The sequence below is a fragment of the Streptomyces rimosus genome, assembly GCF_008704655.1.
Taxonomy (GTDB): Bacteria; Actinomycetota; Actinomycetes; order Streptomycetales; family Streptomycetaceae; genus Streptomyces; species Streptomyces rimosus.
This window is the reverse complement of the sequence record NZ_CP023688.1, coordinates 965,058-978,377: the sequence shown is the minus strand read 5'-3', so window position 1 is coordinate 978,377 and position 13,320 is coordinate 965,058. Positions and strand designations below refer to the sequence as shown.

Genomic DNA, 13,320 nt, shown 5'->3' with positions numbered 1-13,320 from the left:
TCCTTCACTCATCCAGCATCTCCCGAATCCGCTTCTTGTCGGGCTTGCCCACCGGCGTCAGCGGGATCTCCGTGACCAGGTGCATTCCGGAGGGCGCGTACATCGCGCCTTTGTGCCGGGTGACGTACTCCCGTACCTGGTCCAGGTCGAGCGGGCGCTCCGGTACGGGGACGACCGCGATGTGCACCTCCTCGCCGGCATCCGGGCCGCGCACGCCGAACGCCGCGCAGTGGGCGATGTCCGGGTGGGTGAGCAGCAGGTCCTCCAGCTCGCTGGTGTAGACGTGGCCGCCCACCACGATGATCATGTCCTTGAGCCGGTCGACGATGTAGAGGTAGCCCTCGTGGTCGAGGTGGCCGAGGTCACCGGTGTGCATCCATCCGTCGCGCAGCACCTGTGCGGTCAGTTCGGGCTGCTTCCAGTAGCCGGTCATGGCCTGGCCGGAGCGGACCCGGATCTCGCCCACCGCGCCGACGGGTACGGGGGCGCCGTGCTCGTCGTGGATCGCGACCTCGACGCCGGGGATCACGCGGCCGACCGTGGCCTGCCCGTCCGCGGGCATCTTCGCGTGCTCGTCAGGGCCGATGACGGTGACATGGCCCGCCTCGGACTGGCCGTAACCGCCGAACAGGACCGCGCCGAAGGTCTCGTGGGCCTGCCGCAGCCGTGTCGGCGACGCGGCGCAGCCGCCGTAGGAGATCCGCCGGACGCTGGACAGATCGGTGCCGACCAGGGCGGGGTGGTCGAGCAGGCGGTAGATCAGCGGGGGCAGCAGCCACAGGTGGCTGATCCGCTCGCGTTCGACCGCGGCGAGCACCCGGCCGGGGTCGAAGGACTCCTGGAGGACCACGGAGCCGCCGGCCAGGAGGGTGGCGTCGGCGATGTTGCCGGCCACGTGGGCGAGGGTGGTGCAGGCCAGGAAGCGGGGCGGTTCGCCGGCGCCGAGGGAGCCGAAGGCGAGCATGGCCTCGTAGGGGCCGTGCGGCATCCGGACGCCCTTGGGGACGCCGGTGGTGCCGCCGGTGTGGCGGATGCACCAGTCGTCCTCGGCGCGTGCCGCGCTCCGTACGGGGCGGGGCTCGTGCCGCGCGGCGCGCGCCAGCAGGTCCTGGCCGTGCGCACCGGGGCCGAAGGACAGGACGTACGGGGGCCGCGCGTGGGCCAGCAGGCTTTCGGTGGCCTCCGGCAGCTCCGGGTCGACGAGCAGCAGCGCGGTGTCCACGCTCCGGGCGATGTGCGCCAGCGTCTCGGGGGCCATGCCCTGGTACAGGAAGACGGCGCGGGCGCCGAGCAGATTGGCCGCGTACCGGGCGGTGAGGGCTTCGGGCCGGTTACCGGAGAGCAGGGACACGGTGCTGCCGCGCCCGATACCCCAGCCGCGCAATTCGCGCGCGATGCGGTAGACGTCGTCGCGGAATTCACCGGCGGTGACCTGGCGGCCGTCCGCCGTGGTGACGACGGGGCGGTCCGGTGCGGCGGACAGCACGTGGAGAATCGATTCGACATAGGTGCGGAATGCGGTCGTGGGGGAATTCACCTTTACGGCGGCGATGTCGGCCTCGGTGGTCATGAAGTATTTCTCCCTACGGATGTAGGCGATTACTACTTCTCGGTAAGCTAACAACCGGTTGCCGTATGAAGGTGTCGCGCCGATGAACAGCGCGTGATGTCTGAAAAGTGGCTGGCGCGTCGCGCTCGCCCGTGCTGTACGGGGCCGCCCGGAGCGTGGGACGGGGCGGCCCCGCCCCTTACGGCCGTTCCGGGCCGCCCCTCAGCCGTATGTCGACCTCGACCACCCCTTCGACCGCGCGGGCCAGCCGCGCGGCCACCGGTATGAGCGAGGTGTCGGCCAGGGTGCCGGAGAGCGTGACGATGCCCTCGGACACCTCGACGGTCAGGTCGTGCACACGGTGGGTGAAGAGCTGGCCGACGACCGTGCGGCGGACCTCCTCGGCGATGTCCTCGTCCTCGCGGAGGAAGACCTTGAGCAGGTCACTGCGGCTGACCACCCCTTCGAGCCGCCCCACGGCGTCCACCACCGGCATCCGCTTGATGCGGTACCAGGCCATGGTGCGCGCCGCCTGGGCCAGGGTGGCGTCCGCGTGCACGGTCACGGCGGGCGCGGTCATCAGCTCGTCGGCGGTCACCCCACCGGACTTGATCAGGGCGTCCAGGACCCGCAGCTGCTCGATGCGGGAGGGCGTGTGGTCGCGGAACTCCTCCTTGGGCAGCAGATCCGCCTCGGACACCACGCCGACCACCCGCCCCTCGCCCTCGACGACGGGCAGGGCGCTGACCTTCCACTGTTCCATCGTGCGGACGATTTCCTTGAACGGGGCGGCGCGGCCGATGCTGATCACGGTGCGGGTCATCACGTCGCCGACAGTGCGGAGGCTGTTCCCTTGCGTCTCGGGCTCCTGCATCACGGACTCCTTCAGCGCGGGCTCTTCCCCCAGGGTTGTGCCTCGCGGGCCCGTGCACCACACACCGTCCCGGCCGGGGGCCGGCGGTGGGAACCTGTGCCCGGGCCCCGGGCGCCCGGCCGGGGCCCGGACACAGGTGGTCGTCAGCGCACTCCGCTGCCGTACGGTCCGTACAGGTCCAGCAGCCGGGTACGCGCGCACCGCAGCCGGTCGCCGATCACCTCGGCGTACATGAGCACGAGCGCGTGGCCGAGCACCGGGTCCTCCTGGCACAGCGCCCGGACCTCCTGCGCGTCGAACTCCCAGGCCCGTACCGGGCTCAGCGTCTCCGCGCCCAGCTGCCAGCTGTACGGCGGGAAGAGCCAGGACCAGCCCAGCGGGTCGCCCGGGTGCAGCGTCTCGACCACCGCGGCGCGGCGGCCCGGCACCCGGATGTCGAGCTGGACCGCTCCGGTCCGGACGATCCAGAAGCGGTCGGCCCTACGGTCCTCCTCGAAGATGCGCACGCCGGCCGGGAAGGAGACCTCCCGCGCCCGTGCCATCAGCCGCTCGCGGTGTTCCGCCGGCAGCGCACCGAGCCGTCCGGTCATCGTCCTCACCGCTCCACCTCCGCTTCCTCCGCGGCGCCGGCGCCCGCGGCCCTCGGGGGCGGGCCGTCGGGCACCGGCGGTTCCCATACCATCAGCGTCCGCCGCCTGCGGATGCCCGGGCAGGGGCCGATCAGCCCTGCGGCCCGGCCGAACAGCCCTCACGGGCCGACAGAATTGGCCACGGGCTCGGATTCCGCGACTGCGCTATGCCGACGCGGCGTCCTCACACGGCGCCGCGGGCCGGACTACGCGCCCGCCCCGCAGCAGATGCACGGTGTCCGTGTAACCGCCGATCAGGTCGGTCTCGTGGCTGACGAGGACGAGGGTCAACTGCCGCGTGGCGCGCAGGTGGGCGAGGAGGTCCAGGACCGCGGTGGCGGTGGCCGGGTCGAGGGCGGAGGTGACCTCGTCGCACAGGAGGAGGTCCGGTTCGGTGGCCAGGGCGCGGGCGATGGAGGCGCGTTGACGCTGTCCGCCGGAGAGTTCGTGGGGATAGCGGTGGGCGAAGTCGCCGGGCAGGCCGACGGCGTCGAGGAGGCCGCCGACCCTGGCGGGCATCTCCCGTACGCCGACGATGCGGTGGAGCCGGAGCGGGCGGGCGAGGGTGGCGCCGATCGTGCGGGCCGGGTTGAGGGCGCCGAGTGGGTTCTGTGGGACGAACTGGATGCGCCGCTGCATGTCGCGGCTGCGTTTGCGTACGGGCGCGGGCAGGGGCCGGCCGTCCCAGGTGAGGGTGCCGGACTGCGGTGCCTGGAGGCCCGCGAGGGTCCGCAGAAGGGTGGTCTTGCCGCAGCCGGAAGGGCCGGTGATGCCGGTGGCTGAGCCGGTGGGGGCGTGGAAGTCGGCGCCCGCCAGGGCCTGGTGGGTGTGGCCCCGGTGGGAGAAGGCCACATGCAGGTTCTCGGCGCGCAGACCTTCGGGGAGCGTGATGGGGGCGTTGGGCGGGCGGCTCCGGGGAGCGGACGGTGCGCCAGGTACGTACGGAGCTCCCGGTACGTACGGTGCGTAAGGCGCGTCTCCGGTGGCGAGGGCGACCACCATATCGGCACACTTCTCCACCACGTCCGGATCATGGCTCGCCATCACCACGGCGAGGCCATGCTCGGTGGCGAGCCGCCGCAGGAGGGCGGTGATCTCGTCGCGCAGGGCGGCGTCCAGTCCCGCGGTGGGCTCGTCCAGCAGCAGTACCTCCGGGCGCCGGGCCAGCGCGCGGGCCAGCGCGAGGCGGCGCTGCTGGCCGCCGGACAGGGCACCGGGCCGGTGATGGGCGAGGGAAGCGGGCAAGTGGCAGTCGGCCATGAGCCGTTCGACCGCCTTCGTGGGAGTGGCCACCACGCTCGTGTACCTCCTCTCCTTCCTGGCGCTGTACGCCTCCGCCAAGCGGGACACCGTACTGGCGCCGCTGCTCAGCCTGAACATCGCCCGGACCGACCGCGCCACGGTGCGCCGCCTCGTCCGGCTCGGCGTGCCCATCGCCGCGACATACGGCTCCGAGGCGGGCTTCTTCTCCGTCACCGCCCTGATGGCGGGCTCGTTCGGGAGCGCGGCGCTGGCCGCGCACACCGCCGTCAACCAGCTCGTCTACATCGTCTTCCAGGTCGCCGTCGGCCTTTCGCACGCCGCGTCCATCAACGTCAGCCGCGAACTCGCCCTCGGCCGCACCGGCACCGCCCTGCGCATCAGGAACACCGCCCTGGCCTGCGCGGGCGCCGTCATGGCCGTCGTCGCCGTCGTCTACGCCACGCTGCCCGGCCTGGTCCTCAGCCCGTTCTTCGACACCGCAGCACCCCGCGACGCCGAAGCCGTCTCCATCGCCACCCGCCTGCTGCTGGTCGTCATGGTCCTCCAGTTCTTCGACTGCGCCCAGAACATCGGCGTCGGCCTCCTGCGCGGCCTCGACGACACCTCGGGCGGCTTCCGCATCACCCTCGTCGGCTACTGGGCCGTGGGCCTGCCCGCCGCCTGGCTCCTGGGCTACGCCGCCGGGCTGCACACCCTCGGCATCTGGCTCGGCCTGCTCACCGGCCTCGCCACCACGGCCGTCCTGCTCCTGCGCCGCTACGGGGCGAGCCTGCGCGCCCGTACGCCCGCGCCGCAGACCGTATGAGGAGAGGCCGGGCGATATTCCCGTGCCGTGCCGTCGGCAGCGGTGCACACTCGCTCCATGGCGGACATGCGGGCTTTCCGGGAAGCGGTCGGCGACTGGGCGGCCGGAGGCTCCGGCGGGCCGGCGGGCGAGCTGGCGGCGCGGCTGGGGGTGCGGACGGCGGTGCTGCTCGAAGGGCCGAGCGACCTCGCGGCCGTGGAGGCGCTGGCCGTACGGCGGGGCCGGGACCTGACCGCCGAAGGGGTGTGCGTCCTGCCGATGGGCGGGGCGATGAGCGTGGGCCGCTACGCCGGGCTCCTCGGACCGCCCGGCCTCGGCCTGCGCCTGGCGGGACTGTGCGACGAGAACGAGCAGCGCTACTACGAACGCGCCCTGGAGCGCGCGCAAGCGCCGCGCCAGGGCTTCTCCGTGTGTGTGCGGGACCTGGAGGAGGAGCTGATCCGCGCGCTGGGCACGCCACGGATCGAGGAGATCGTACGGTCCGAGGGCGATCTGCGTGCCTGGCAGACCTTCCTGCACCAGCCCGCGCAGCTCGGCCGGTCCCGGCAGCAGCAGTTGCGGCGCTTCCTCGGCACGAAGAAGCTCCGCAAGATCCGCTACGGCCGCCTCCTGGTCGAAGCCCTCGACACCGGACAGGTACCGGCCCCGCTCGACGACCTCCTCACGTGCCTGTGAGGTGACCGCCCGTCACGGCCACACCACCTGCCGGAAGGTGTACGAGCCATTCGGCTTCAGCTCGACCAGCGCCAGCGGCTTGCCCTCCGGGTCGCCCTGCTCGTCGAACCGGATCGGCCCGCTGACCCCGTACACCGGCTTGCTGCCGCCGATCAGGAACAGCATCTGGCGGGTGCTGCTGGTGGTCACCGGGCCGCTGCCCTGCCGGTCGGCACCGGCGCGGATGGCCACGCCGAGGGTGAGCAGGGCGTCGTGGCCCATGATGGCCTGTCCGTCGGACAGTTCGCCGACCGTGCGGTGGATGTCCTTGCGGTAGGCGTCGCGGAACTCCGGCAGCGGGTTCCCGTCGCCCGGATAGGTGGTGAGCCACTGGTCGGGATGGGCCAGTACGGTGTGGTGCACGGTCAGCCGGCTGCGCTCCCAGACCTTCCGGAACGCCTGGCGCGCCTCGTAGCTCTCCGGTACGTCGAAGACGCCCACCACGTCGTCGCCGGTGTACACCGAGGTGGGGCAGCGCCGCCCGGCGGCGGCCATCGCCTCGATGAAGCCGCGCAGCGCCCGCCCGCGGCCCGCAAAGTACACCGCGTCCGGCGGATCGGTGCACACCCGGTCGGCGAGCGCGGAGAAGGCGTTGGCGGTGGCGCGGTCGGCCGAACTGTAGGCCAGTCCCATGTCGGTCAGCTTCAGGCCCTGGCGCGCGGCGGCCGCAGCGAAGCCCCGGTTCAGGGACGCGCTGTAGGTGTCCTGCTCGCTGCGGTCCTTGATGGTCGTCACCCGGTAGGGCCGCTGACCGGCCCGCTCCTGCAGCGTCCGCAGATGGCGCACCACCGCCGACGCCTGGTCGGCGTTGGGCGGCGCCACCCGCCAGAACCCGGTCTGCCCCGGCCGGTTGATGGCGTCGGCGGTCACGGTCGAGCCCATCATGGGAATCCCGGCGGCCCGCAGGGCGTCGATCGCGTCCTGGGTCGTCTGCCGGCTCTGCCCGAGCCCGGCCACCGCGACCAGGTGCCGGTCGCCGTCCTTCATCTCCTTGAGCTGGTCGACCAGCGGCCGCCACTGCTCCGACCCGGCACCGCTGTTCGCCAGCAGCAGCTTGATCTGTGGCGAGTCGCCGCGCCCGCCGCGCCGCGGGTCGTTCAGTTCGCGCTGGGCCAGGTACGCGCCCTCCAGCTCCCGCCGGATGATGTCGCGCCCTTTGTCGTCGGGGCCCGGTGTCATCGGCTGGAGGTAGGCCACCGACACCCAGGGCTTGCCGGACTTCTCCACCCGCCGGTTCTCGGCCAGGATCTGCCCCGAGATGTCCCGCAGCGCCGCGTCGAACACGTACGAGCCGTCGGTCACGCCCACGCACTCGCCGCGCGGCCCCTGCTCGCGCACGCCGTCGGCACACCGTACGAACACCGAGTCGTAGAGCCAGTACCCGCCCACGGCCAGCGCGACCGCGGTGATCAGGGCGACGGCGGCCCGCAGCCACCAGCGGGGCCGCGGCCGCGGGACCGCGAGGTGTTCGTCGTCACTCATCCCACGCTCACCAGGGCTTCCTCTCGTAGGCCGCCGCCCGCTGCCACAGCACGTCGTGGTCCGTCTCGTCGCTCAGCCGACCGCTCAGGGTCTGGAGCGCATCGACAATCTTCGGGTGCAGTTCGGCCGCCGGATCGCCCAGCGGGTCGGACCACAGCGCCGCGTACGGGTCGGTCGCCGGATGGGCGGTGATCCACCCGGCGACCAGCAGGCGGGTGACCATCACCAGGTCGGGCGGGCCCGGCGCCCGCGCGATCCGGTGCTGGAACTCCGCGCCCGCCGAACGGCCCTGCGCCTCCGGCTCCCAGCGGCGCGGCGCGCGCTGGATCCAGGACAGCTCCTCGCACCACGCCTGTGCCGAGCCGCCACCCCCGCACACGGCGAGGAACCGGTCGTGCAGATAGGCCGCGGCGCCCTGGACGTCGCCGCCCGCGAGTTGGTGGTACGCGCTCACGCGTCCCGACTCGGCGGTGGCGCCCAGGATGGCGTGGGTCGCGTCCCACGGCGAGATGCCGTCCGGCGGCGCCGGAGCCAGCGACAGCCTGCCGAGCAGGAGCCTGCGGGCGATGTCCGGGAGGGCGCTGTGCTGCTGGCCGTCGAAAGTGATCCGCTCGGCGTGCTGGTCGTCGTGGGCCAGGCGGCGCAGTAGCCGCGGCGGGGCGTCGCCCTGCCGCCAGAGGCCACCGGCGCTCGCTGCCTGCCCGAGGGTGACGGCCGCGGCAGCGCGCGGCAGGGCGTCGCGCAGCTCCTGCGGCACGTCCTGGAGCAGCAGGTCCAGCAGCGCGTCCGCTACGGAGTGGGGACCTTCCGGCGCCATCACCATGCGCAGCCGCCGCCCGCACGGCACCTCCGGCGCGAAATCCTCCAGCGCCTCCAGCACGGTGCGGGTGGCCGCCGGGTGGCCCCGCGTCAGCTCGTGGACCGTACGGCCGAGCCACGCCACCGGATGCGTGAGGCCCGCCAGCGCCGCCGGCGGCATCCGCTTCACATACGGACCGGCCTGCTCCTGCACCTCGGCCCGGTCCAGCGGGCGCAGCTGCGCCACCTCCAGCCGGGCGCCGCCGCCGGGCCGGGTCACCACCCGCGGCACGAACAGCTCCGGCCCGTCCTCCCGCTCCGGCGGCTGCCAGCACTCCAGATAGCCGCCGAGCGGCCGGGGCCCCAGCTCCAACTGCCGCAGCACTTCCGGTGGACGGCGCGCGCACGCCACGACCACCAGCGGGTCCGGTTGTCCGGGAGCGGCGGCCCGCGCCTCGATCAGCGCCTGGAGGAACGCGTCCCCCAGCTCACTGTCGGCGTTGTCCAGCAGCACCAGGCAGCGCAGTGTGCGGGCGCGGTCGCCGCCGTGCTTCGTGTACGCGCCCTGGAGGTCGGCGAGGAACGCCTGCAACAGCACCGACTCGGCCCGTTCACGCTGGGCCGCCGTGCCGTGCCGGAAGTGCTGGTTGAGTTCGACGAGCACGTCAGCGGGCAGCTGGGCGCGTGAGCCGCCGCGCGGGACCCGGCCCAGCCGCCGGTGCAGCCTCCACCACACCCGGGCCCGCTGCCAGCCCTGTATCAGCGGCACGATCGCCGCCGACCAGCCGGGCAGCCCCACCGGCACGCCGACCGACGTCACCAGGTCCCGCAGCACCTCCAGCGAATGGTCCTCCGCGCGGCCGGCGCGCAGGGCCTCGCGCATCTGCCCCAGGGCGGCGTCCCGGCTCTCCGGGTCGGCCTCGGCCGACAGCGCCATCAGCAGGACGGCGAAGGACGGCAGGGCCAGTGGCGGGAAGTCGGGGCGGCGCGCGTTGAGCTGGAAGGCGATGCGGGCCAGGACGTCCACCGGGTGGTGCGCGCCGTCGTCGAGCGCCGCCAGGTCCAGGGCGGCCATCGGCGCGCTGCGTCCCCAGTTCTCCAGGTGGCCCGCCAGCGCGGTCTTGCCGCTGCCGCGGGGCCCGAGCAGGAGCAGAACGGGATGCCGGGCGTGCCCGCCGCGGGCCCGGACGAGCCGCTGCCCGACAAACGTGCGGATCATCAGATCACGTCGGGACTGCACCCGTGTCCCCCCTGTGGTCACCGTCGTGAAGGACCAGGATGCAGCAATTCCCGGGGCGCGCAAGGGTTTCAGGAGCGGGGGGTACGGGGGAGGGGCGTGGGGCCATTGAGGTGCACCGCGTACCGCCTACCCGCCTTCTTCCTCCTCGTCCGGCACCCAGCGCAGCACGTCCCCGGGCTGGCAGCCGAGCGTGCGGCAGATCGCGTCGAGCGTCGTGAAACGCACCGCCTTCGCGCGGCCGTTCTTCAGTACGGCGATGTTGGCGGGCGTGATGCCGACGGCCTCCGCGAACTCGCCGACCGACATGCGGCTTCTGGCGAGCTGGACGTCGAGGTCGACGACGATCGCCATCAGATGACCTCGGCCATCTCGGTCCGCAGCTGTGTCGCCTTGCGCAGCAGGCCCCGCATGACGACGACGAGCATCGCGAACGCGGCGCCGACGACGGCGACCGCGCCCGTGGCGGCCAGCGCGCCGACGACGTCCATGCCGTCCTCGGGGGAGGGGATCTCGGCCACGGCGAGGTGCCCGGTGACGCCGAGCGCCAGCAGTGTCGCCACCGCCGAGGCCCCGATGATGACATCGACCCACCGGAAGGCCCGCTGTGTGAAGATCGCGTCGCGCTCGACCATGGTGAGCAGCATCCACAGGGCGACGAGCGCGACCTGGACGCAGGCGACGACGGCGATCGCCACCGCCGAGTAGGGCACCGCGTACGGGGCGTACGGCGGGAACCCGGCCACCTCGTCGGCCGCCGTCGCCGGGATGACCACGCACTGGCCGAAGAGGCCGATCAGGAACGCCACGCCGATGCCGACCTGGAGTGTGGCAATAAGGAAACGATGCATGCATCGATTCTCGATCGGTTTCTATCGAAAATCAATCGATTCGGTCGGCTTGGTCGAGGGGTAGGGCCGAAGGGGGCAGTGTCTCCTCAACAGGGCCCTCCTCAGTAGCGGCTCCCGGGAATTCCGGCGTCGCGCGGGCCGTACGGCGCGGAGTCCAGCCGGCGCCCCGCGCGGTCCGAACGGGGCGCAGCGGCGGCGGCCGGCCGCTGGGCGGCGCGGTGCCAGGGCGTGGGGGCGGTGAGGTGGGCCAGGGCCCGTCCGGCGGCGCGGCGGTTGAGGAGCGCGGCCCGGTGGCCGGCGTGCGCGTATTCGGACACATCGCCGGTGGACAGCGCGGCCGTGGCCGCCGCCGCGTCGGCGATGCCCGAGTTCAGGCCGCGCGCGCCGAACGGGGCGAAGAGGTGCCCGGCCTCCCCGGCGATCAGCACCCGGCCGTACGCGTCGGTGAGCCGGTCGGCGACCACCTGCTGGAAGCGGTAGTGCGAGGACCAAGTCACAGAGCAGGCGTGCCCCTCCGGCAGCAGTCCGGTCAGCCAGTCCGCCGCGGCCTCGCCGAGCGCGTCGGGATCGTCGTCGGGCCGGCACTGCACATCGCCCCGCAGCCCGCCGCGGAATGGCACGGTCAGCACGTTCCGCCCGGCCGTGCGTGGATCCAGGTAGTGGTAGGCGCGCTCCTGCGGCAGCGGGTGCCCGGGGTCGTCCGCGAGGTCGAGCACGAGGAACGCGTGCGGGGAACGCGGCCCGTTCAGCCGTACGCCGATGGCCTGCCGTACGGCCGAGGCTGCCCACCGAGTAGTGGGTGTCGAAGAAGGTGCCGATCTCGGTTGTCGCCGTGTCCGCGCCGGGCCGGGGCGCGCAGACCCACGTGATCGGCGTGCCGGTGCAGGCCACCGCCTCGATCAGCGCGGGCAGTTCGGCCGGCAACCGGTCCGGGGCGAGCCGTACGGCCAGTACGAGCCGTCCCGGCACGCGGCCGGGGTTGAGCGCCGCACAGCGCGCGGCGACCTCGCGGGGATGGCAGCCGGGCCGCGGGCGCAGCCCGGCCACGGCGCCGGGGCGCGGTACGCGCTCGCCGTCGGCCATCCAGTGGGCCGGGCCCGCCAGGGGGGCGTGCAGGCGTCGAGGAACGTCATCAGCTGCGGGAAGTCGCCCAGCCAGGCGGGGGAGCTGGCCGACGTGCGGTGCTCCTCGGCGATCCGCCGCGCCTCACGCGGCGGCACGCCCGGCGGTGGATGCCCGCCGGTGACGAGGGTGACGGGCACACCAGCCGCGTAGTGGACCAGCCCGGCCGCCGCCGTCGTCAGCGCCCCGGTCGCATGGCGTCCGAGGCGCAGGAGGAGGGCCTCGCCGTCCGCCGTCGGGGCCAGCGCGCGGTGCGGCTCGGCGGCGGGCCCGGTGGTCTGGATTTCCTCGGTGAGCGGACGCGGGCAGCCCAGCAGCCGCTGCCGCGGCGGCGGTGCCGGGACGACGACCGGCTGCGGCCGTACGGGTGCGGGTTCGCCCCCCGGCGCCGGACCGCCCCGTCGGCTGTTCGACCGCGCATCGTCCGCGAGCCCGGCGTCCGCGAGCCCGGCGGGTACCAGCCGCGGATTGAACAGCTCCCGGCGCCCGGACGGCCGCCGGGCGGCTTTCCGTTAACGCGTGCATGTATGCGCACGCATTGGCTATCGTGGATGCGACCGCACCCCCAGACGCTCCAGCCGCCTCGGATGCCTCGCGCTCGGGAGGACGCATGCTGCCCGTGCTCCGTCACCGCACCTACCGCCGGCTGTTCACCGCGCAGGTGATCGCGCTGGTCGGCACCGGACTGACGACGGTGGCCCTGAGCCTGCTCGCCTACGACATCGCCGGCCGGGACGCCGGTTCGGTGCTGGGGACGGCACTGGCGATCAAGATGGTGGCGTACGTGGGGCTCGCTCCCGTCATCAGCGCGCTCGCGCACCGGCTGCCGCCGCGCCCGGTGCTGGTGGGCGCCGATCTCGTCCGCGCGACGGTGGCGTGCGGCCTGCCGTTCGTCACCGAGGTCTGGCAGGTCTACGTCCTGATCTTCGCGCTGCAAGTGGCCTCGGCCACCTTCACCCCCGCCTTCCAGTCCCTGATCCCCCAGGTGCTGCCCGCCGAGGAGGACTACACCCGCGCCCTGTCCCTCTCCCGCCTCGCGTACGACCTGGAGATGCTGTTCTCCCCGGCGCTGGCCGCCGCGCTGCTCACCTGGATCACCTACAACTGGCTGTTCACGGGCACCGCGGCCGGCTTCCTCGGCTCCGCCGCCCTGGTCCTGTCCGCCGCCCTGCCCGCCGTCACCCGCGCCCCCGCACCCGCCCGCCACGGCCCCGGCCTCCTGTCCCGCGCCACCCGGGGAACCCGGCTCTTCCTCGCCACCCCGCGCCTGCGCGCCCTGCTGGCGCTGACCCTGGCGGTGGCCGCGGGCGGCGCGACGGTGATGGTCAACACGATCGTCTACGTACGCGACCACCTGGGCCGCGCCACCTCGGACGTACCGCTCGCCCTGGGCGCCTACGGCGCGGGCTCCATCCTCACCGCCCTCCTGCTGCCCCGCCTCCTCGCCCGCACCGGCGACCGCGCGCTGATGCTGCCCGCCGCCTTCACCTCCGCGGGCCTGCTCCTCGCGCTGGCCGCCGCCACCCGGGCCGCGCCCGGCGCCTGGGCCTGGCCGGCGCTGCTGGCCACCTGGGCCGCCTTCGGCGCCACGGAGTCACTGATCACGACCCCCACCGGCCGCCTGGTGCGCCGCTCGGCCGCCCCCGGCGACCTCAACACCGCCTTCGCCGCGCAGTTCTCCCTCTCGCACGGCTGCTGGCTGCTGACCTACTCCCTCGCCGGCTGGCTGGGCGCCCGGGCCGGCCTGCCGGCCGCCGCCCTCGCCCTGGGCGCGGTGGCCCTGGTGGCGGCCCTGGCCGCCCGGCGCCTGTGGCCCGCCCCGGACCCCGACCGCCTCACCCATGTCCACACCGCCCTGACCCACGGTCACCCCCATCTGGCCGGCGCGCTCCGTACGGGCGACGGCTGGCGGCACGCCCACGCCTACGTCATCGACGACCTCCACCACCGCTGGCCCGCGCGAACCGCCGCCGACTGACGGCCCCGTACGCCTACG

10 protein-coding genes and 3 pseudogenes are annotated in these 13,320 nt (G+C 73.8%); 3 read left to right on the top strand and 10 right to left on the bottom strand.

Annotation, left to right across the window (positions count from 1 at the left end):
- Positions 1 to 4 precede the first annotated feature (4 nt).
- The 4 genes from CP984_RS03990 to CP984_RS03975 all read right to left on the bottom strand — a co-directional run bounded on the left by CP984_RS03990 (position 5) and on the right by CP984_RS03975 (position 4,312).
- The gene (locus CP984_RS03990; protein ID WP_003984603.1) at positions 5 to 1,570 is read right to left on the bottom strand and encodes an AMP-binding protein; all 1,566 of its coding nucleotides are present in this window, start codon (positions 1,568 to 1,570) and stop codon (positions 5 to 7) included.
- Positions 1,571 to 1,748: 178 nt separating this feature from the next.
- A complete protein-coding gene (locus tag CP984_RS03985) occupies positions 1,749 to 2,423 on the bottom strand; it encodes a CBS domain-containing protein (protein WP_003984604.1) in 675 nt (224 codons plus the stop codon).
- Between the two features lie 143 nt (positions 2,424 to 2,566).
- Positions 2,567 to 3,013: a cyclic nucleotide-binding domain-containing protein gene (locus tag CP984_RS03980; RefSeq protein ID WP_003984605.1), complete on the bottom strand. Its 447-nt coding sequence runs from the start codon at positions 3,011 to 3,013 to the stop codon at positions 2,567 to 2,569.
- A gap of 204 nt (positions 3,014 to 3,217) precedes the next feature.
- Positions 3,218 to 4,312: an ABC transporter ATP-binding protein gene (locus CP984_RS03975; RefSeq protein WP_053667590.1), complete on the bottom strand. Its 1,095-nt coding sequence runs from the start codon at positions 4,310 to 4,312 to the stop codon at positions 3,218 to 3,220.
- Between the two features lie 19 nt (positions 4,313 to 4,331).
- Here CP984_RS03975 and CP984_RS03970 point away from each other — a divergent pair.
- Together CP984_RS03970 and CP984_RS03965 are read left to right on the top strand one after the other, a co-directional pair.
- Positions 4,332 to 5,120, top strand: a pseudogene (locus CP984_RS03970) (MATE family efflux transporter); the annotation flags it as partial.
- Positions 5,121 to 5,177: 57 nt separating this feature from the next.
- A complete protein-coding gene (locus tag CP984_RS03965; protein ID WP_003984609.1) occupies positions 5,178 to 5,795 on the top strand; it encodes a TOPRIM nucleotidyl transferase/hydrolase domain-containing protein in 618 nt (205 codons plus the stop codon).
- A 12-nt stretch (positions 5,796 to 5,807) separates the two neighbouring features.
- On the opposite strand, the gene CP984_RS03960 is transcribed toward CP984_RS03965, so the two are convergent.
- From CP984_RS03960 to CP984_RS42955, 6 genes and pseudogenes are all read right to left on the bottom strand, one after another.
- Complete coding sequence (locus tag CP984_RS03960) at positions 5,808 to 7,316, bottom strand: ABC transporter substrate-binding protein (protein WP_003984610.1); 1,509 nt, start codon at positions 7,314 to 7,316, stop codon at positions 5,808 to 5,810.
- Positions 7,317 to 7,323: 7 nt separating this feature from the next.
- Positions 7,324 to 9,333: a hypothetical protein gene (locus tag CP984_RS03955; protein WP_050504594.1), complete on the bottom strand. Its 2,010-nt coding sequence runs from the start codon at positions 9,331 to 9,333 to the stop codon at positions 7,324 to 7,326.
- A gap of 147 nt (positions 9,334 to 9,480) precedes the next feature.
- Positions 9,481 to 9,705 carry a helix-turn-helix domain-containing protein gene (locus tag CP984_RS03950; protein WP_003984612.1) on the bottom strand — a complete coding sequence of 75 codons (225 nt, stop codon included), beginning with the start codon at positions 9,703 to 9,705 and terminating at the stop codon, positions 9,481 to 9,483.
- Positions 9,705 to 10,202, bottom strand: coding sequence for a DUF2975 domain-containing protein (locus tag CP984_RS03945; protein WP_030182032.1), 498 nt, complete (start codon positions 10,200 to 10,202; stop codon positions 9,705 to 9,707). Before CP984_RS03945 ends, CP984_RS03950 begins: the two co-directional genes overlap by 1 nt.
- Positions 10,203 to 10,303: 101 nt before the next feature.
- Positions 10,304 to 10,972, bottom strand: a pseudogene (locus tag CP984_RS41145) (FAD-dependent monooxygenase); the annotation flags it as partial.
- Positions 10,973 to 11,093: 121 nt separating this feature from the next.
- Positions 11,094 to 11,285, bottom strand: a pseudogene (locus CP984_RS42955) (phospho-2-dehydro-3-deoxyheptonate aldolase); the annotation flags it as partial.
- A gap of 649 nt (positions 11,286 to 11,934) precedes the next feature.
- Between CP984_RS42955 and CP984_RS03930 the strand changes: the two are divergent.
- Positions 11,935 to 13,302: an MFS transporter gene (locus tag CP984_RS03930; protein ID WP_030182036.1), complete on the top strand. Its 1,368-nt coding sequence runs from the start codon at positions 11,935 to 11,937 to the stop codon at positions 13,300 to 13,302.
- Positions 13,303 to 13,320 lie beyond the last annotated feature (18 nt).

Bases quoted from the DNA above. Each gene is read 5' to 3' on its own strand.
- CP984_RS03950 (WP_003984612.1), bottom strand. From the start codon at position 9,705: ATGGCGATCGTCGTCGACCTCGACGTCCAGCTCGCCAGAAGCCGCATG.
- CP984_RS03965 (WP_003984609.1), top strand. From the start codon at position 5,178: ATGGCGGACATGCGGGCTTTCCGGGAAGCGGTCGGCGACTGGGCGGCC.
- CP984_RS03975 (WP_053667590.1), bottom strand. From the start codon at position 4,312: ATGGCCGACTGCCACTTGCCCGCTTCCCTCGCCCATCACCGGCCCGGT.
- CP984_RS03930 (WP_030182036.1), top strand. From the start codon at position 11,935: ATGCTGCCCGTGCTCCGTCACCGCACCTACCGCCGGCTGTTCACCGCG.
- CP984_RS03985 (WP_003984604.1), bottom strand. From the start codon at position 2,423: ATGCAGGAGCCCGAGACGCAAGGGAACAGCCTCCGCACTGTCGGCGAC.
- CP984_RS03945 (WP_030182032.1), bottom strand. From the start codon at position 10,202: ATGCATCGTTTCCTTATTGCCACACTCCAGGTCGGCATCGGCGTGGCG.
- CP984_RS03960 (WP_003984610.1), bottom strand. From the start codon at position 7,316: ATGAGTGACGACGAACACCTCGCGGTCCCGCGGCCGCGGCCCCGCTGG.
- CP984_RS03955 (WP_050504594.1), bottom strand. From the start codon at position 9,333: ATGATCCGCACGTTTGTCGGGCAGCGGCTCGTCCGGGCCCGCGGCGGG.
- CP984_RS03990 (WP_003984603.1), bottom strand. From the start codon at position 1,570: ATGACCACCGAGGCCGACATCGCCGCCGTAAAGGTGAATTCCCCCACG.
- CP984_RS03980 (WP_003984605.1), bottom strand. From the start codon at position 3,013: ATGACCGGACGGCTCGGTGCGCTGCCGGCGGAACACCGCGAGCGGCTG.